This is a genomic window from Halomonas sp. SCS19, from assembly GCF_040147015.1.
Taxonomy (GTDB): Bacteria; Pseudomonadota; Gammaproteobacteria; order Pseudomonadales; family Halomonadaceae; genus Halomonas; species Halomonas litopenaei.
In genome coordinates this window covers 318,966-338,203 of sequence record NZ_JAMSHN010000001.1, presented here as the reverse complement: position 1 = coordinate 338,203, position 19,238 = coordinate 318,966, and the positions used below count along the sequence as shown (strand labels likewise).

The window sequence follows — 19,238 nt, the reverse complement described above, 5'->3', positions numbered from 1 at the left end:
GATGGTCGTACACAAGTGTCCGAGGATAGCGACAGCATGCCTGAGACATGGCCTCGCTGGCTTGAGCAAGGTGCGGGTTGCACAATCTTTTCGCAAGTCGTTCGCCGAGTAACAACAGGCCGTTGCATGCCACGGTGTTTCAGGGCGAATCGAGTGGACGGCTCTGCTAGTATGGCGGGCTTTTGTTGCGCCAAGGGTTTCGGCAGCGCGCTTGCACATGGCGACCAGCCCAGGGTGAGGCGCTGCCGACGAGGGCGCCAGGGCGTGATGCGAACAACGGGCGGTGAGGGGAATGATCCATGAAGGTTGACGTGGTAGTGATTGGTGCCGGAGCCGCCGGTCTGATGTGTGCGCTGACGGCGGGCTACGCCGGACGCTCGGTGCTGGTGATCGATCACGCCAACAAGCCGGGCAAGAAGATCCTGATGTCCGGCGGCGGGCGCTGCAACTTCACCAATATGGCGACGACCCCGGCCAACTTCTTCTCCGCCAATCCCCACTTCTGCATCTCGGCGCTCAAGCGCTATCGCCCGGAGCACTTCGTCGAGCTGGTCGAACGCCACGGCCTCGAGTACGTCGAGAAGGCGCCGGGACAGTTGTTCTGCGCCGACTCCGCCAAGGACCTGCTCCAGGTGCTGCTGACCGAATGCGACTGGGCCGGCGTCGAGCTACGCCTGAAGACCAGTGTCGAGCGCATCGAACGCCAGGGCGAGGGCATGCGCCTGGCCACCTCCGCCGGGCGCATCGATGCCGGTGCAGTGGTCGTCGCCACCGGTGGGCTGTCGATCCCCAGCATGGGCGCCACCGGCTTTGGCTACGATATCGCCCGTCAGTTCGGCCTGGAGGTCACCGATACCCGGGCGGCGCTAGTGCCCTTTACCCTCACTTCGCAGTGGAAGGAGCGGGCGGCGGCGCTTGCCGGGGTGTCCACCGACGTCGTCGCCCGCTGTCGCGGGGGCGAGTATCGTGAACCCTTGCTGTTTACCCACCGTGGGCTGTCCGGTCCCGCCATGCTGCAGATCTCCAGCTACTGGCAGCCCGGCGACGACCTCGAGATCGACCTGATGCCCGGCAAGGACGCCTTCGAGGCGCTGTGTCAGGCCCGCCGCGATACCCCCAAGCGTCGCCTGTCCACCTGGCTGTCCGAGCACTACCCCAAGCGCCTGGCGCAGTCCCTGGTGGAGTGGCAGGGCGATGACGGCGTACTCGCCGAGCGCTCCAACGCAAGCCTTGCGGCCTGGGCGGACTTCCTCAACCGCTTTCGCATCAAGCCCTCCGGCACCGAAGGCTGGCGCACCGCCGAGGTGACCATGGGCGGCGTCTGCGTCGACGCCATCTCGTCGAAGACCTTCGAAGTCCAGGGCCTGCCCCAGCTTCGCTTTATCGGCGAGGTGCTCGATGTCACCGGCGAACTCGGCGGCTACAACTTCCAGTGGGCCTGGGCGTCGGCCGTGGCCTGCGGCCAGTCGGTGTAGACGCTTCGTCCCCCCCTGCCTACTCGTGCGACGGCAAGGCCTCCATCTCGCTGACCAGATGGTCGATAAAGCGGCGGATGCGGATCGGCAGGTGATCGGCGTAGGGGTAGACCGCGTAGATGTCGGCGTTGGGTAGCTGGTAGTCCGGCAGCACCCGTACCAGGCGTCCCTGCTCCAGATGTTCGTGCACGTCCCACTCGGCGCGCACGGCGATGCCGTGGCCGCGAATGGCCCAGGTCAGCACGCTCTCGCCGTCGTTGGCCGACAGGTTGCCACGGACCTTGACCTGATGGTGACGCTCTCCCCGGGTGAAGCGCCAGTTGCCGTAGGTGTCCTCGTTCTGTCTGAGCACGATGCAGTTGTGTTCGCTCAATGCTTCCGGGGTGTCGGGATGCCCGTGGTTCTTCAGATATTCGGGTGATGCACAAAGCAGACGTCGGTGGGAGGCGATCTTTCTGGCATGCAGTCCCGAGTCGGGAAGGGTGCCGAATCGGATACCGATATCGAAGGCATTTGCCACCAGATTAAGCGGGTGATCCGAGAGGTGAAGCTGACAGTCGATATCGGGGAATTGTTCGACGAAAGATGCGACGAAAGGAGCAATATGACGTCGACCGAATCCGAAGGGGGCGTTGATTCTTATCTGTCCCGAGGCTTCGTCGGCGTTCACCTTTAGTGCATGGTGAAGCGCTTCCATGTCGGCCAGCATGCGCTTCGCGTAGCGCAACATGACGACCCCGTCCGGGGTCAGACTCATGGCTCTCGGGGTGCGGTAAAAAAGCTGGGTGTCCAGGCATTTTTCCAGATTTGCCAAGCGCTTGCTGGCAGCAGCCGGGGTGATGTCGAGATCCTTTGCGGTGCGCGACAGGCTGCCCGCTTCACACAGGATGACAAAGAATTCGAGGTCGGCAAGCGATTTCATGGTTAACCCAGGCGTCATGGTAGCTTCAACCGCCAGTCTATTGCCGCCAATTGTCCCTGTCACCTAGCCTTCGTGAACCCGGCAAGACCTCCGGTTTACAGAATCTTCAGTGAGGTGACAGCAGATGAGAACGCATAAGGTGGCGGTGATTCCCGGTGACGGTATCGGCCTTGAGGTCATCGAGGCAGGCAAGCAGGTCATCGAGGCGCTGGCCAAGAAGAGCGGCGACTTCAACTTCGAATTCGAGGACTTCGACTGGAGCTCGAAGCGCTATCTGGAACAGGGCGAGTATATCCCCGAGGGTGGCCTCGCGAAGCTCGCGAAGTTCGACGCCATCTACTTTGGCGCCGTGGGCAGCCAGGACGTGCCCGACCACGTGTCGCTGTGGGATCTGCGCCTGGCCATCTGCCAGGGCTTCGATCAGTACGCCAATGTGCGCCCCGCTCGGGTGCTGCCGGGCGTGAAGAGTCGTCTCGAGGGCGCCGACAAGATCGACTGGGTGATCATCCGCGAGAACAGCGAGGGTGAGTACTCCGGCAACGGCGGGCGCGTTCACCAGGGGCTGCCCGACGAGATCGGCACCGAGCTTTCCATCTTCTCGCGCAAGGGCATCGAGCGGATTCATCGCTTTGCCTTCGAGATGGCCCAGAGCCGCCCGCGCAAGAAGCTGACTCTGGTGACCAAGTCCAACGCCCAGCGTCACGGCATGGTGCTGTGGGACGAGGTGTTCTTCGAGGTGGCCAAGGACTTCCCCGAGGTCGAGATCGATCGTGAGCTGGTAGATGCGGTGACCACCCGCATGGTTCTCAAGCCCGAGACCCTGGATGTGGTGGTCGCCACCAACCTGCACGCCGACATCCTCTCGGATCTTGCGGCAGCGCTTTCCGGCAGCCTGGGTATTGCGCCTACCGCCAACCTCAACCCCGAGCGCAGCTTCCCCTCCATGTTCGAGCCGATCCATGGCTCTGCCTTCGATATCGCGGGCCAGGGGATCGCCAATCCGGTGGGCTCGTTCTGGACCGCAGCGATGATGCTCGAATACCTCGGCGAGAATACCGCCGCCGAGCGCCTGATGGCGGCCATCGAGCGCCTGACCGAGTCCGGCATGCAGACCAAGGACCTGGGCGGCGACGCCATGACCCGCGACGTGACGGCGGCCATCTGCGCCGACATCGAGGCCCAGGGCTGAGTCTGAGATCCCCGTCGTTTCCTGCCCCCTGCGGGCAGGAGGCGATGACCTTGTCCCCGTCGGATGGCATCGATGCCGAAACACCGACGCGGGATTCGGGGAGGCTCGGCTTCCGAGCAGAGACTCCCCGCTCCACGAGCCCATCGAGAGGCTTGGCAGTAACAATCACAACGCCAAGGAGCAACGCCATGAAATCCCAAACCCTTCTTTTCAGTGCAGTGATCGCCGCGGTGGCGGCGAGTCCGAGCATGGCCGCCGACGACCAGAGTGACTGGCCCCAGAGTGTCACCATCGGCACCGGTAGCCAGGGCGCTACCTACTACATCTACGGCAGCGGCTGGGGCAACCTGGTAGGTGAGCGCACCGGCATCTCGTTCGGCGCCGAGGTCACCGGTGGCCCGGTGCAGAACGTCACCATGGTGCAGATGGGCGAGCACGAGTTCGGCATGGTCACCATGGGACCGGCCTATCAGGCCTGGCAGGGTAACAGCCAGCTGGCACCGGGGGTCGAGCACACCGACGTGCGCGCGGTCTTCCCGATGTACCAGACGGCGCTGCAGGTGATCGCGCTCAAGGACTCGGGCATCGATTCCATCGATGACCTCGACGGCAAGACCGTCGGTATCGGGCCGGCCGGTGGTACCGGTGATCTGTATTTCCCGCAGATCTTCGACAAGCTCGGGATCGAGGCAGATACCCGCAACGGCGGCGCTGCCGACCAGGCCGGTCAGGTCCAGGATGGCCTGCTCGATGCGTTCGCCTTCGCCTCGGGGATTCCGGTATCGGCGTTCAGTCAGCTGGAAGCCCAGGCCGACGTCAACATCTTCTCGTTCTCGCCGGAGGAGAGTGAGCAGTTCCTTGAGGACTTCCCGGCACTCAGCGCCTCGTCGATCCCGGCCAGCGCCTATCAGTCGCTGGACGAGCCGACACCGGCGGTGTCGATCTGGAACTTCGCCATCACCCACAAGGACATGCCGGAGGGGCTGGTCTACGAGGTGACCAAGGCCGTGATGGAAGAGCATGAGCGCATGCTCAAGGTCCATGGCTCGGCGAAGGAAACGCTGCCGGAAAACTTCTCCCAGAACAGTTTCATGCCTTGGCATCCGGGCGCCGTGCGCTGGTTCGAGGAGAACGGCTACGACATTCCGGACGATCTGGAAGGCTGAAGTGCTATGGCGCCGGCCGTCTGAGACGGTCGGCCCTTGAAGCTCGTGAGCCGGGGTCCGCCAGGGCCTCGGCCCTCGTGACCTGAGGTACAGCGAGATGACAACGACAAGACAACCGGAGCCCGCCGACGAGGTGGCTCCGCTTCAGACGGTGGTGGCGGATGGCGCCGACGAGCTGCCCCGTGCCCACAACGAGCGCGTCCTCGGCGGGCTGGTCGGCAGGACAGTGATGCTCGGCTGCGTGCTGTTTACCGCGATGCACCTCTACGCGCTGAATATCGCGCCGATCGAGACCTGGACCTTTCGCATTCTGCACATCGCCGGTGGACTGATGGTCGGCTTTGCCATCACCGCAGCGATGTCGGTGGACCCTGAAGGCGGGGCCGGCAAGGGCTCAAGGCCAGCAGGACTCGAACGTCTCGCTGCGCTGATCACGGCACTCGCCAGTGGCTACGCGGGTGCCTGCGCGCTGGCCCTGTGGGGGCTGAGTGAAGGCCCCGGTGTGGCGGTGACCAACTGGCTGCCGCTGCATCTGGCGGTGGCGCTGGCGATCGCAAGCGTGGCGGGGGTGGTATCGAGCTGGTGCTTTCCCAGTCGTGGTGATCGCATTCACTGGCCGGATCTGGCGTTGATGGTATCGGCGCTGGTGGTGGCGGCCTTTCTGATCTTCGTACTGGGACGCTGGCGCATGGCGGCGGGCACTCCGCTGGTGGGCACGCCTGAACTGCTGGTCTCGGCCAGTGGGGTGCTGTTGATCATGGAGCTGACCCGGCGTATCGCCGGTCTGGCGCTGATCGCCATCACCAGTGTCTTCCTGCTCTACGCCTTTGCCGGGCCCTACCTGCCGGGCATCCTCGAACATGACGGCTACACGGCCAAGCGCTTCTTCACCTACCTGTACACCGACAGCGGGGTGCTGGGGCCGACCACCGCGGTGTCGTCCACCTACATCATCCTGTTCATCACCTTCGCCGCCTTTCTGCAGGCCTCCAAGGTCGGGGACTACTTCGTCAACTTCGCCTTCGCCGTGGCTGGGCGTTCGCGCGGTGGCCCGGCCAAGGTGGCGGTATTCGCCTCGGGGCTGATGGGCATGATCAACGGCACCTCGGCGGGAAATGTGGTGGCCACCGGCTCGCTGACCATCCCGTTGATGAAGCGGGTGGGCTACCATCCGCTCAGCGCGGGCGGCATCGAAGCGGCAGCCTCCACCGGTGGCCAGATCGTGCCACCGATCATGGGCGCCGGCGCCTTTATCATGGCCGAGATCACCGGCATCCCCTATACCGAGATCGCCTTCGCCGCGCTGATTCCGGCGGCGCTGTACTTCCTCGCCATCTATCTGATGGTGGACCTGGAAGCCCGACGCGACGGCATGCAGGGTCTGCCCAAGGACCAGTTGCCGCTGGTCACCGAGATGCTCAAGCGGGTCTATCTGTTCCTGCCGATCATCATCCTGATCACCACCCTGTTCATGGGCTATTCGGTGATCCGTGCCGGTACCCTGGCGATGGCCAGCGCCGCCGTGGTGTCCTGGCTGACGCCGCACTGGATGGGGCCCAAGGCCTTGCTGCGGGCGCTGGAACTGGGGGCCCGAATGTCGGTGCCCTTGATCGCAGTGTGCGCCTGTGCCGGCATCATCGTCGGCGTGATCTCGCTGACCGGCGTCGGTGCGCGCTTTGCCTCCATGCTGCTGGGGCTGGCCGACACCAGCCACTTCCTGGCGCTGTTCTTCGCCATGTGCATCTCGATTCTGCTTGGCATGGGCATGCCGACCACGGCGGCCTACGCGGTGGCGGCGTCGGTGGTGGCGCCGGGGCTTCAGCAGATCGGTATCTCGCCGCTGGTGTCACACTTCTTCGTGTTCTACTACGCGGTTCTGTCCGCGATCACGCCACCAGTGGCGCTGGCCGGCTACGCGGCGGCGGCGATCTCCAACACCAATGCGCTGAAGACCGCGGCCACTTCGTTCAAGTTCGGCCTGGCGGCGTTCATCGTGCCCTTCATGTTCTTCTACAGCCCCGAGCTTCTGATGCAGGGGACCTGGTGGGCGATCCTGAGGGTGGCGATCACCGCCGGTATCGGCATCTATCTGCTGGCGGCGGCGCTTCAGGGCTATTTCCTGGCGGCTCCGGCGAATCTGCTCCAGCGTGTGGTGCTTGGGGCAGCCGCCCTGGCGATGATCTCCGGTGGCCTCGTCACCGACTTGATCGGCCTGGGACTGGGCGCGGCGATCTGGGGCGTGCAACGCTGGCGCCACAAGAGCGCCGGTACGCTGCCCTCCTGAGGAGCGCAAGGCAGCAAAGCCAGGACGCCGCGGTACCTGGCGTCCTGGACCTGAGCGCAAGCCCAGGTGGTAAATCGCGGGGGAGGCGGCCTACGGGCCGCCTCTTTTTGTGCTACTACCGTTTGCAGACGTGGAGGCTTCCTGTTCAAGCGATCCCTGTCCGCCACTTTTTTTCTCAGCCGCCCAAGGAATCGGCTACCAGCGACGTCTTTACATGTAGATGCCCCCCTGTGGGCTGATGTGTATTTCCGAGAGCCCGACCGCGAGGAGCGGCCACTTGTCGATTCAAGAGCCCGAAACCCGGGCGCCAACGGATGTAGAACTGGTGAAGGGCGCCGCCGGAGGCGAGCGTGAGGCCTTTGCGTGCCTGCTGTCTCGCCACTACGACCGGCTTTATGCGCTGGCCTGGCGGCTGACCGGCAGCCGCGCCGAGGCCGAGGATCTGACCCAGGACATCTGTCTTGCGTTGCCCGACAAGCTAATCCGCTTCGATGGGCGCGCCGCCTTTACCACCTGGCTCTATCGGGTCGCGGTCAACGCCGCCCACGATCGTCGCCGGCAGCAAGCCACGCGGCGCAAGGCTGCCGAGGGCTGGGAGGCCTGGGAGCGTGGCCGACACCAGCGCAATCGACAGCGCGACGATGAACAGCGCTGGCTCGCCAGGGCGATGGCGACGCTATCGACTGACCTGCGTGACACCGTGGCGCTGTCCCTGGGCGAAGGCATGACCCAGGCGCAGGTGGCCGAGGTGCTGGAGGTTTCAGAAGGTACCGTGGCCTGGCGCATGAGCGAGGTGAAACGACAATTGAGCGCGCTGGCCCAGGCGGAGGAGGAAAGATGAGTGATGAGCTGAAGCGCCTCGAACGGGCCTTGTCATCGGCACCCGCGCCGGAGGCGGAGGTGAAGTCCGGGCATCTAAAGGCGGCGCTTGACCGGTTCGATCAACGTCAGGCCGCCGACCAAGAGTCCAACGCCGAGCCACGTCTCTCGGGGGAAGGTCGCGATGACATCAGGTCGCGGCCGCGTTCACCCCGGAGGGATGCCAGCATGAACCGATCGCTTAGCCACAGCCCGTCACACCGTCGCCCATTGCATCGTCGACCATCAGTGGCTGCCGCCGCCTCGCTGGCGGCGTTGTCACTGGGGCTTTACCTGCTGTGGCCCCAGGCCCAGGACTTCGACGCCATGACAGGGCCCGAGCCGAGCCAGGATGCCGAGATGGCCGTCTCGCCACCTCGAACTGCCAGCAAGCCCGAGTCTGCCCCTGAGTCGACCGAAGGCGAACGTCTGGCGATTGTGGCGAGCAAGACAGGACCGGTGGCGGACCAGATGGCCGGTGACATGCCCCTTGATACGGCCGTCGTGACGGCTGTCGAGACGGCTATCGAGACGGAAAGCAAGTCTGCTGGGCAGGTCACTCAGTTGGCCGAGGCTCCCTGGCTCTCTGGGTCGCGATCTCCCGCGCTCTCTTCTTCACCATCGACGTCGCTCTCTCCTTCGACATCGATGGAGATGCGCGGCCTGATGCCGAGTCAGGAGGTCGCACGGATAGCGCCCTTGCCGAGCCCGGAACCTTCGGTCCAGATGCCCACCGCCTCCTCGGAAGCCTATCCCGAGTTCGACGCCTCGAGTGTCAGGGTGACCGCCGAGACGCCGGTGTCGACCTTCTCGGTGGACGTGGACACGGCAAGCTACGCGGTGGTGCGTTCTTCGCTGATGCAGGGGCAGTTGCCGCCGCCCCAGGCGGTGCGCATCGAGGAGATGATCAACTACTTCGGCTACGACTACCCCCAGCCGGACGCCGAGGCGTTTCGCCCGATGGTCGACGTCTTTGCCTCGCCGTGGAATCCCGAGCGTCAGCTGGTGCGGGTGGCGCTGCAGGGCAGGGCGGCCACGCCTGGGCCCCGCTCGCCGGTCAACCTGGTGCTGCTGATCGACACCTCCGGCTCGATGCGCTCGCCAGACAAGCTGCCCTTGCTCAAGCGCTCCATGTCGCTGTTGCTGGGTGAGCTGAATGACGACGACGAGGTCGCCATCGTCACCTACGCCGGCAGCGCCGGGGTGGCACTGGCACCGACGGCGGCATCGAACTCAGAGGAGATCATGCAAGCGCTCGAGAGCCTGGCGCCCAGCGGTGGTACCGCCGGCGAAGCCGGCCTGAGCCAGGCCTATCGGCTGGCGGGGCAGATGAACGGCGAGGACGAGACGACCCGGGTGCTGCTGGCCACCGACGGCGATTTCAATCTTGGCCTGAGTGATCCCGAGGCGCTCGAGCGCTTTATCGCCGACTGGCGTGAGGGCGGAGTGTATCTGTCGGTGCTGGGCTTTGGCCGAGGTAATCTCGACGACGCCGTGATGCAGTCGCTGGCCCAGCATGGCAACGGCCAGGCCGCCTATATCGACAGCCTGGCCGAGGCGCAGAAGGTGCTGGTGGACCAACTGGCGGCGTCGCTCGAGCCCATCGCCAACGACGTCAAGGTGCAGGTCGAATTCAATCCGGCGCGGGTGCAGGAGTATCGCTTGATCGGCTACGAGACCCGAGCGCTCAGGCGAGAGGACTTCCGCAACGACCGCGTCGATGCCGGCGATATCGGCGCGGGTCATCAGGTGACGGCGCTCTACGAGATTGCCCCGGTGGGCTCGAGCGCTGCCCTGACCCGGCCATCCCGCTATCAGCAGGGACAGCAAGTGACGGGGGGCCAGCATGACGAGCTGGGGCATGTGGCGCTGCGCTACAAGGTGCCAGGGGAGTCGCAAAGCCGCCTGATCGAGACGCCGATCTCGCCAGGCCTGACGACAGCCGACAGCGAGGCGTCCTTCGCCGCCGCCATCGCAGGCTTCGGCCAGCTGCTGGGTGACGATCGCTACCTGGGCGACTGGGGGTGGGATGAGGCTATCGCGCTGGCCGAGGCCAGCAAGGGCAAGGATCGCTACGGCTATCGCGCCGAGGCGGTACGCCTGATGCGCCTGGCCGGCGGACTGTCGGATCGCTGAGTTTCTGCGCTACGCTTGAATGCATCATCTATTTCTTGTGCAGGAGAGAGTGTATGGCCAAGGCGCTGGGACAACGGCGGCTGGGGACGGTGCTTGAAGCCGTCATCCTTGAGATGCTCGATGAGGCTCGTCAGGCCTATCCGCGCATCCAGGACCCCGAGGACAGCGAAGGGCTGCACGATTTTCGGGTGGCCTTGAGGCGCCTGCGCAGCACCATCAAGGAGTTTGGCGATCAGCCGGGGTTTGCGATCGACAAGGCGCTGTTGCGCCAGTTGACGGCGCTGGCGCGAGCCACCAACGACGCTCGTGACGGTGAGGTGATGCTGGCCTGGCTCGATAGTGTGGCCGAGACGACGGGAGCGCCGGAGCGTGGCGCCATCGGCTGGTGGCGGGAGCGCCTGGCGGCGCAGGTGGAACAGGAGTACGCCTCCATCGACGCCAGTGTGGCGGGGTTTCCGCTGCTCGACACCCGCCTGCGCGAGGCTGCCGGCAAGGCCGCTCTCAAGGACAAGGGCAAAGACAAGGACAGCAAGAAGAAGGACAAGAACAAGGACAAGAAAAAAGGCAGCAACAAGGCCGGCAAGGAGCCTCGGTTTGGTGACGCCTCGGCCCAGGTGCTGGCCCGGCTTGGTGAGGGCTGGCTTGAGGAGCTCGCAGCGGTAAAAGGGCGCGAGGAAGAAGAGACGCTGCACCGGCCGCGTATCACCGGCAAGCGGCTGCGCTACCTGCTGCGTCCCTGGCGGGAGCAGGGCGAGGTCTTCGCCGAGCTCGAGGAAGAGCTGAAGACCTTTCAGGATGCCTTTGGCGATCTCCACGACGACCTGGTGAGGGGCGACGTGCTGACCACGGCGGCGCTCTTGCATACCGAGGAAGAAACCCTGGATCGCCTGGAGGCAGCGCTCGAGCAGGCCTCACCCAGGGCCACCGCGCCTCGCCATCTTCGCGGCTTCATGCTGCTGCACGCGCACCACGAGGCGCAGACAGAGCAGAACCTCAAGCGGGTGCAGGCGCTATGTCGCAAGCCGCGCCTGGAGCGTCTCGAGGCCCGGATCAATGAGGCCGTGACACTGATGAAGGCTCCGCAATAGCGCTGAAAAAGACCCAGGGCGGCCCTGAGGGCGCGCCCGAGAACAAGCCTCGGGCCGTTCAGTCAGGCCAGGCGCTGTTCGATCTCCTTCCACAGGCTGGCGTAGGCGCGGCACGCTGGGGTATAGGGGGCAAAGTGGCGTACTGGGGCGCGCTCAAGCCCCATGCGCTCCACCGCACTGGCCGCCGGGATGACGCTGGACAGCCGCAGCGGCCAGCGCTTGCCGAAGCTTTCCATCACCTCGCGATGCATGGTGCGGCGACGATCGGCCAGGGTGATGAAGGGCCACAGCGGGCAGACCAGATCCTGGTCGTCGAGGAAGGTCTCGAGTTGCTCCAGGGTGCGTAGCGAAAGGGTGGAAGGCACCACCGGCACCAGCAGGGCGTCGACGCTGGTGAACATGTTCTCGGACATGTGGGATAGCGTCGGTGGGCAGTCGAGGATGACCAGATCGTACTCGTCGCGTACCTTGCCGAGGATCTGACGCAGATGACTGGAGCCATGATGCTCGAGCAGCTGGTCCATCTCGCGGGAGTCCAGCGAGGCCGGCAGCACATCGAGGCCATCCACGTTGGTCGAGCGGATGACCTTGTTGAAGGCCGCCTTGCCTTTGACCAGCTTCTCGACGCCACCGCGGATCTTGGGCTTGATCTTCAGATAGAACGTCGTTGCCGCCTGGGGATCCAGGTCCCACAGCAGCACCCTGTGGCCACAGGCGGCGGCTTCGCAGGCTAGATTGACCGCCGACGCCGTCTTGCCCACGCCCCCCTTGATGCTGTAAAGCGACAACATCCGCATCGCAATTCGCCCCGTGAATTTGATGAACTAGAACAACGACTTTAGCACAGCTTTGTGCAGTGAATGGCGTTGTTCGCCAGGGGATATTGACGTTGTTTTGTATACGGTCTTGGTAGTCGCTGCAACAACAACCTTTCTTGATTGAAGTTCTGGGCGCTGAAGGTCTGGGCGCAGAGGGGCTGGGCGCAGAGGGGCCGGACAGTGAGGGGGCGGTGTCCTGTCAGCGCTTGACCAGGCGCCTGACGCGCTGGATGGCGAGACCGGTCACCACCAGCTTGCGACCCCAGCGAGCCAGTCGGCCGGGGTGGCGCAGCACGGGAATCAGCGCCGTGCCGGCGGCAAGCAGGGCCGGCGTGCGATAGCGACTAAGCGCCTGCCAGCCGGCGTCGATGCGCTCTCCGGCAAGATGGAAACGGCGCGAGGCCAGCAGGATGTCCAGCCGCTGCTGTTCGATGGTGGCCTCGAGTTCGGCCTTGCGCTCGGCGCGAGAGGGGCTCGCACGGCGGTCATCGCGGCTCATGGCATTGCTCCCTGACGTGTCGGCAGAAAGATGGCGGCTCATCGACGATGTGGCTCATCGACGTCGGGCCGCATCGATTCTTCGGCAAGCTCTCGATCCAGGGCCAGGTGCTTCAAGGTGCTGACCAGCAGCGTGCGACGACGTGCCAGGCGCATCGCCGCCAGGGCCAGCCCGACGCCTCCTGCCAGAAGCACCGCCGCGCATACGGCGATGGCGGTAAGCCGGAAGGAGTTCCAGAACAGGACCACGACGAAGGCCGTCAGGGTGGCGATGCCGAGCATCAACAGCACCATGCTCAGCCCCAGCAAAAGGGCCAGGGTTACCAGTCGAGCGCGTTCTTCCTCGAGTTCCAGAACGGCGAGACGCAGGCGCGTCTCGCCGGTGGCGATCAAGGTCGAGAGGACCCGCTTGCCCGCCCCGAATAGCCGTTGTGCCGGTCCTTGGCTGTCTGCCATCAGCGCCGCCCGATCAGCATACCGACGATGCAGCCGACGGCAGCACCGATGCCGATGCTCTTCCAGGGGTTGTCGTGGACGTAGCGATCACAGGCATCGACCTGGTCGGTGACGCTGTCGCGGGTCTGACGGTAGACGCGCTCTCCAGTGGCTTCGAGGCGAGCACGGGTATCCTTCAGTCGTGCCTCTGCCTTGCTGCGCCATTCCTTGACGGTCTCGCTGGAGTCGTCGGCGGTGGCGCTCAGCAGGTCTTCGAGGGTGCTCGACAGCTGCTTGAGGTCGTCCCTGAGTTGCTCGGTGGAGGCGCTGGAGCTGCTGGTGTCCGCGTCGCTTGCAGCGCTCTTGGCGTTGGACTTGCTGGCGGTGGTGCTGGAGCTTCGTGTAGCCATCGTGTCTTCCTTTGACGCAGGTGGATTAACGGTACCAAAGATGAATCTTTACCCGTTCATGCTCGCATCAGAATAGCAGTCACGGCAATGGCCGGCGGCCGACCGTGCAAAGAAGCACAATTGGCCGCCGCCGGCATCACGGATTGAAGCCGCCCGCCGAGAACAGCGGGTTCATGCTGAAGCCGATACCCAGGCGATTGACGCGCTCGTCGTAGTCGATAAGGCTCTCGCCGTAGCCATAGTAGTACTGCACGTGGCCACGCACCTTGCCGAACAGCGGCCAGGAGTAGTCGAGCTGGGTGCCGTAGTTGCCTTCGTCGGGGTTGCCGCGCATCAGCAGGCTGGCTTCGTGGGTATCGAACATCTGCCGGGCCACGGTGACGTCGGCATAACCCACGTAGTCCTCGATGTCGGGGTTGTCGTCATCACTATCGTCTTCCGGGATGCGCCAGAACGGCGAGACTGCCAGCGCCCACTCGTCGTTGATCCAGGAAGTGGTGCCGATGACCCGGTTCCAGCTGCGAGACAGCGGGTCCGAGCGGCCATTGGACTGGTGATTGAGCGAGATGCGGTTGTTGACGTTGGTCCAGCCCCACAGGGTGGTGTCGTTCTGGAAGTCGATGAAGAACTCAGGCTCGTAGTTGGTCTCGCGAAACGGCGAGGACTCGTCGCTGTTGTAGGCCTGCCACCAGCTCTTCTGGGTGTAGGCGAAGTAGAGGTCGGCGTTGTCGAACAGCACGTCCTCGGCGATGTTGAACTTGGCACTGAACTGAAACTTGAGTTCGGTGTTGTCCATGTCAGCATCGTCTTCACCGGCACGAAAGGCGCCGGAATTCGGGTTGGTGTTGTAGCTGATCGGCAGGATGTAGTTGCGCCGGTGGGTGGTGATCGAGAACGGGTTGCTCTCGGACTCCTGCTCTAGCTGACGACGCTCCTCGACGGTCTCCTCGATGGGCTTGCCCGAGGCACGTGCAACGATCTCCTCGGAGGCGGGCAGACCGGTGGTGTCGGGGGCTTCGGCGTTGACCGTCGATGAAGTGCCGGCGCTACTGACGGCCACGGCCTGTGCACCCTCGCGCTGGGCCTCGTCATCGTCGAGTTCATTTTCCAGCTTGGCGAGCTCAGCCTTCAGGGCCTCGATACGCGCCTCCTTGGCCGCGCGCTCGGCGTCGGTCAGGCCGCCGTCGGCGACGGCCTGTCCACTGATGGCAAGCGCCAGCAGGGAAGGGAACAGGGAGGAACGGACGGCGGGGCGGGTCATAGGGTGAATCCATTCGACAGGTGGAGGCGTTGTTCTACCATGGCGGCGCAGCGAGTCAACTTCGTGGAAGAATCTTGCACTGGATTGCCATACTGACACACTGGGTTGAGAATCTCGCCTCCTCCACGCTGCGACAGGAAGTTCTCTTAAGATGCCCAGCTCGCCTTCTTCGTTGTTCCGAATACTCCCCCTCTTGCTGGTGTTGCTGCTGTCTCTGCTGTCGGTATCTGCGGTGGTGGCCCAGGAAGCGCCCGAGAAGAGGCTGCCGGACAAGCAAGAGCTGCAGTCGCGCCTTGACGAGCGCGTCGCCAATGCCAGCGATCCGCCAAGCGCCACGGCGCAGGAAGAGATCGATGCGCTGTCCGAGGCGATCGATGCGGTGGAGAAATTGGCCGAGGTCGAGCGTGACCTGGAGAGTCTAGAGCGGCGTATCGAGGAGGCACCCGAACGGCTGGCGGCGCTTGAGGAAGCGCTGCGCCAGAGTGAAGAAGGCGAGTCGCACAATCTAGCTGAGCTCGAGGGGCTGAAGATGCCGGCCGTCGAGCAGCGCCTGAGCGACGCCACCCGAGTGCTGCAGTCGACTCAGGATACCCTGACCAGTGTGCAGAGCCAGTTGCTGGGGGCCCAGACGCTGCCGGAGCGGGCGCAACAGGCCATCACCGAGGCCAATCGGGAGATGGATGAGGCGAGGGTCAAGCTCGAAGACCTCAATCGTCGTGACGTGCCGGAAGATGCCCCCTTGCGGGTGGCGGCGCGGGCGCGCCAGGCTCTGGCCGAGGCTCAGCTCGAGCTGCACCAGCGTCAGCTCAATACCAATACACGTATGCGTGAGGTGCTGCAGCAGCGCCTCGCGCTGTTGAAACTGGAGGCGGCAAGCGAGGAGGCCTGGGTCTCCGCGCTGCAGGGTCGGCTCGATCGACTGCGCCGCGAGCAGACCGAGCGGGCCATCGCCGAGGCAGTACGCGATGAGCCAGAGGCCATCTCACGGCATCCGGTGATTCAGGCGGCCCAGACCACCAACCGTCAGCTCTCCAAGGACTTGCTCAACGCCACCTCGCGAGCCAACGATCTGGTGCGTGACGGACTCGAAGTGCGTCGCCAGCTCGAACGGGTGCGTCGCCTGCAGCAGGGGCTGACCCAGAACATCGAGGCGGTGCGCGGCAGTGTACTGTTGTCGCGCATCCTGCGTGAGCAGCGAGGATCGCTGCCCGAAGTGCAGCCACGGCCGGGCCTGCGTGACGAGATCGCCGATGTACGCCTGGCGCAGTTCGAACTCGACAGCGAACGCGACGCCTTGCGCTCCCCGGAGGCACTGGCAAGGGAGGTGTTGGCGCAGGCCGAGGTGGACGAGCCCGAGCCCCTGGTGGAGCCGCTGGTGCAGCTGTTCAATTCTCGGCGTGAGCTGATCAGCCAGCTAGAGCCCACCTACGGTCAGATCCTCACGGCTGCCATCGATATGCAGCTCAACCAGCAGCAGTTGCTCGACATCAGTGCGCAGTTGCGCACCAGCATCGACGAACAGCTGTTCTGGGTGGCTAACGCCAGGCCCATCGATCTCGGCTGGCTGATGAAGATCCCCCAGAACCTGATGATGGAGTGGCGGGAAGGCGAGTGGCGCCAGATCCTGCCTCACAACTGGCGCTGGCCGGGGCCTGGTGCCTGGGTAGCGGTCCCGGTACTGCTGGTGGTGTTGCTGCTGCTGGCGCTCAGGCGCGCGATCATGCGTCGCCTGGTCACCCTGCACGACCAGATCGGTCGACTTCGCTACGATTCTCAGCTGCATACGCCCAAGGCGGTGGCATTGAACGCCCTGGTGGCCGCACCGGGACCGCTGTGCCTGGTGGCCTTCGGCCTGCTGTTGACCCTCGGTGGCTCCGAGGTGGCAGCGGATGTCGGCTACTCGGTACTGCAGCTTTCGCTGGCCTGGGGCGTGGTCGCCTGGTCGCGTCGCCTGCTGGTCAGCGACGGCGTGGCGACACGTCATTTCCACTGGCCGGTCAAGTACGTGGGCAAGCTACGCTGGTGGCTTTTGTGGCTTGGCGTCAGCATGGCGCCGGTGCTGCTGATCGCGCCGCTTGCCAGGGACGCTGCGGTGACCTTCAACCAGCGCCCGCTGGGGCTCGGACTGTTGCTGCTGGGGCTGATTGGGATGAGCGTGGCGCTCAGCAAGCTGATCATGGCCCACACCCCCTTCTTCGGGGTGAAGCTCTTTCGTCTGGTGCTGGGGCTGGCGCTGGCGATGGTGCCGGTGGTGCTGGGTGGTGCCGTGCTTTATGGCTACGTCTACTCGGCGTTGAGTCTGGTCAGCCGCTTCGTGATCTCGTTGTACCTGCTGGGCGTGTGGATCCTGGTCGAGGCAGCGGTGGTCCGCGGATTGGCGGTGGCTGCCCGACGCCTGGCCTATCGTCGTGCGCTGGCTCGCCGGCGAGCCCTGGCCCAGGACGACAACGACCGTGGCCTCGATATCGTCGAAGAGCCGCCGCTGGATATGGAGCAGGTCAACCAGCAGTCGCTGAGGCTGTCCAAGCTGCTGCTGACCATCGGCTTCGCCGCCTTGCTGTATCTGGTCTGGACCGATTTCCTCGGGGTCATCGGCTACCTCGACAACGTCACCCTGGTGGAAGGCGCCACCGGAGAGGGTGGCGAGGCGCTTGAGGACAACCTGAGTGTCGGCGACGTGCTGGTGGCCTTGTTCATCGCCGGGGTGACCATGATGCTGGCGCGCAACCTGCCGGGTCTGCTCGAGGTGATGGTGCTGTCGCGCCTGGAGCTCAAGCAGGGCAGCGCCTACGCCATCAGTTCGCTGTTGTCCTACACCATCGTCGGCACCGGTACGGTGATGACCCTGGGCGCACTCGGGGTGTCATGGGCCAAGTTGCAGTGGCTGGTAGCGGCTCTTGGTGTGGGTCTCGGTTTCGGTCTTCAGGAGATCTTTGCCAACTTCATCTCGGGTCTGATCATCCTGTTCGAGCGGCCTGTACGCATCGGCGACACCATTACCCTGGGCAACCTCACCGGCACGGTGAGCCGGATTCGTATCCGCGCGACCACGGTCACCGACTTCGATCGCAAGGAGATCATCATCCCCAACAAGACCTTCGTCACCGACCAGCTGATCAACTGGTCACTGTCGGACAGCGTGACGCGGGTGACGTTGAAGTACGGGGTCAGCCACGACGCCGATCGCAGCCTGGTGCATCGCCTGCTAGAGCAGGCCGCCGAGGAGAACGAGCGGGTACTGTCCGATCCGCCCCCGGAGATCTACTTCATGGCCTACACCGCCAGCACCATGGAGTACGAACTGCGCATCTACGTGAATGCCCTGGGGGATCGACTACTGGCCACCGACGAGCTCAATGGCCGCATCGGCGACATGTTCTCCGAGCATGGCATCCGTATCGCCTTCGACCAGCTCGATGTGCACATCCGCCGCTCGGGGCAGCGCGACGTGTGGAAGGGCGTGCATCGGGTCAAGAGCGACCCTCAGGAAGGCCATCCGCCCCCCGGGGCCAAGGGTGACCCGGGTGACGTCAGTATCGGGGATGGCGGCGGCAGCGATGGGGGCGGAGACGCCGGCGGGCGCTGAGGGCGACCGACCGCGGTCGCTGGCGAAAGGCTACAGGGTCTGCTGTAAGGCCTGCTGCATGGCATGTCGCACAGCCCGTCGCATGACACGTCGCACAGCCTATCGCTAGCGCCGGCGGGCCTGTAGCAGAAACTCGCGGTTGCCATCGCCGCCGAGGATCGGACTTTCCTGCCAGTGCAGGATCTCGAAACCGACCGAGGCGCAGCAGTCGCGGATGCGCTGCTCGACCTCCGCGTAGCGGCGGGGGTCGCTTACCACGCCTCGCTGATCCACCGCACCCGGCCCCAGCTCAAACTGGGGCTTCACCAGCGACAGCAGCAGGGCGTCCCGTGCCAGCAGCGTCGCCAGTTCCGGCAGGATCAGCGTCTGCGAGATAAAGGACACGTCCATCACCGCCACCTCCGGCTGACCTATCCGCTCCATCAGCGTCGCCAGTTCGCGGCTTTCACTCAGGTGGCGGGCGTTGAGCCCCTCCAGGCAACTGACGCGGGCGTCGCCACGCAGGCTGTCGTCGAGCTGGCCGTGGCCCACCTCGACGCCGATGACGTGGCGCGCGCCGGCGGCCAGGGCACAGTCGGTAAAGCCCCCGGTGGATTGGCCCACGTCCAGCACCAGGCGACCATCCAGTGACAGTTCCAACGCCGAGAGCACCGCCTCCAGCTTGAGTCCGGCGCGGGAAACGTAGCGCTCCTCCGGGTCCTCGGCGACTACCAGAGCGAGGTCGTCGGGGCACTTCTCCCCGGGGCGTGTCAAAACCTTGCCGTCATCCCGGCGGGAGACACGGCCGTGGCGGATCAACCGCTGGGCGCGGGTGCGAGAGCGAACCAGGCCTTGGCTGACGAGGAGTTGGTCGAGACGTGGCATGGGGTGTCCTGTGGCGCCTTGGTCGGGCCGTCTGGAGTTCAAGCAGAAAATGCCGGCGCATTATGCCACGGCGAGGCCCCCGTGGGGGCGCACACCAGTCTCAAGCGCTTTGAGCCGCCCACCACAGTCGTCCACCACAGCTTTCCATCATATTCTGTCAGTTTCTACTCGCTAACCTGTTGTTCGCCTCTGGCTAGCTATCGTCGCCTTTCGACACCGCCTGGGCTCTCACACCGTAGGAAAACTAT

Annotated in this window: 15 protein-coding genes; 8 read left to right on the top strand and 7 right to left on the bottom strand. The window is 64.7% G+C overall.

Annotated elements, in window-relative coordinates; all coding sequences use genetic code 11:
- Positions 1–299: 299 nt before the first annotated feature.
- Positions 300–1,475 carry a BaiN/RdsA family NAD(P)/FAD-dependent oxidoreductase gene (locus NFH97_RS01460; protein WP_222516917.1) on the top strand — a complete coding sequence of 392 codons (1,176 nt, stop codon included), beginning with the start codon at positions 300–302 and terminating at the stop codon, positions 1,473–1,475.
- Between the two features lie 19 nt (positions 1,476–1,494).
- On the opposite strand, the gene NFH97_RS01455 is transcribed toward NFH97_RS01460, so the two are convergent.
- Entirely contained in the window at positions 1,495–2,397 is a 903-nt protein-coding gene (locus NFH97_RS01455) for a LysR family transcriptional regulator (protein ID WP_349624264.1), read from the bottom strand.
- A 124-nt stretch (positions 2,398–2,521) separates the two neighbouring features.
- Here NFH97_RS01455 and NFH97_RS01450 point away from each other — a divergent pair, with 124 nt between their 5' ends.
- The 6 genes from NFH97_RS01450 (at position 2,522) to NFH97_RS01425 (ending at position 11,118) form a co-directional block, all read left to right on the top strand.
- A complete protein-coding gene (locus tag NFH97_RS01450) occupies positions 2,522–3,586 on the top strand; it encodes a tartrate dehydrogenase (RefSeq protein ID WP_045993316.1) in 1,065 nt (354 codons plus the stop codon).
- Between the two features lie 188 nt (positions 3,587–3,774).
- Positions 3,775–4,752: a TAXI family TRAP transporter solute-binding subunit gene (locus tag NFH97_RS01445; protein WP_287164769.1), complete on the top strand. Its 978-nt coding sequence runs from the start codon at positions 3,775–3,777 to the stop codon at positions 4,750–4,752.
- A gap of 97 nt (positions 4,753–4,849) precedes the next feature.
- Positions 4,850–7,036: a TRAP transporter permease gene (locus tag NFH97_RS01440; protein WP_045993314.1), complete on the top strand. Its 2,187-nt coding sequence runs from the start codon at positions 4,850–4,852 to the stop codon at positions 7,034–7,036.
- A 277-nt stretch (positions 7,037–7,313) separates the two neighbouring features.
- Complete coding sequence (locus NFH97_RS01435) at positions 7,314–7,877, top strand: RNA polymerase sigma factor (protein WP_197037111.1); 564 nt, start codon at positions 7,314–7,316, stop codon at positions 7,875–7,877.
- Positions 7,874–10,030 carry a vWA domain-containing protein gene (locus tag NFH97_RS01430; protein ID WP_349624263.1) on the top strand — a complete coding sequence of 719 codons (2,157 nt, stop codon included), beginning with the start codon at positions 7,874–7,876 and terminating at the stop codon, positions 10,028–10,030. Before NFH97_RS01435 ends, NFH97_RS01430 begins: the two co-directional genes overlap by 4 nt.
- Before the next feature lie 53 nt (positions 10,031–10,083).
- A complete protein-coding gene (locus NFH97_RS01425; protein WP_124804310.1) occupies positions 10,084–11,118 on the top strand; it encodes a CHAD domain-containing protein in 1,035 nt (344 codons plus the stop codon).
- A 62-nt stretch (positions 11,119–11,180) separates the two neighbouring features.
- Here the strand turns inward: NFH97_RS01425 and NFH97_RS01420 are convergent, their stop codons facing one another.
- The 5 genes from NFH97_RS01420 to NFH97_RS01400 form a co-directional block, all read right to left on the bottom strand.
- Positions 11,181–11,915, bottom strand: coding sequence for a ParA family protein (locus tag NFH97_RS01420; protein ID WP_124804312.1), 735 nt, complete (start codon positions 11,913–11,915; stop codon positions 11,181–11,183).
- 220 nt (positions 11,916–12,135) lie between these two features.
- Positions 12,136–12,435: a YqjK-like family protein gene (locus tag NFH97_RS01415; RefSeq protein WP_045993311.1), complete on the bottom strand. Its 300-nt coding sequence runs from the start codon at positions 12,433–12,435 to the stop codon at positions 12,136–12,138.
- Between the two features lie 38 nt (positions 12,436–12,473).
- Positions 12,474–12,890: a phage holin family protein gene (locus tag NFH97_RS01410; RefSeq protein WP_045993310.1), complete on the bottom strand. Its 417-nt coding sequence runs from the start codon at positions 12,888–12,890 to the stop codon at positions 12,474–12,476.
- Positions 12,890–13,279 (bottom strand): ElaB/YgaM/YqjD family protein, encoded by a 390-nt coding sequence (locus NFH97_RS01405; RefSeq protein WP_045993309.1) that lies wholly within the window; start codon positions 13,277–13,279, stop codon positions 12,890–12,892. Before NFH97_RS01405 ends, NFH97_RS01410 begins: the two co-directional genes overlap by 1 nt.
- A 136-nt stretch (positions 13,280–13,415) precedes the next feature.
- On the bottom strand, positions 13,416–14,540 hold the full coding sequence (locus NFH97_RS01400; RefSeq protein ID WP_108132605.1) for a phospholipase A: 1,125 nt from the start codon (positions 14,538–14,540) through the stop codon (positions 13,416–13,418).
- Between the two features lie 151 nt (positions 14,541–14,691).
- Between NFH97_RS01400 and mscK the strand changes: the two genes are divergently transcribed.
- Positions 14,692–18,126, top strand: a complete 3,435-nt coding sequence (gene mscK / locus NFH97_RS01395; RefSeq protein ID WP_349624262.1) for a mechanosensitive channel MscK — start codon at positions 14,692–14,694, stop codon at positions 18,124–18,126.
- A gap of 105 nt (positions 18,127–18,231) precedes the next feature.
- Here mscK and NFH97_RS01390 read toward each other — a convergent pair whose 3' ends face one another.
- Entirely contained in the window at positions 18,232–18,990 is a 759-nt protein-coding gene (locus NFH97_RS01390; RefSeq protein WP_349624261.1) for a TlyA family RNA methyltransferase, read from the bottom strand.
- Positions 18,991–19,238 lie beyond the last annotated feature (248 nt).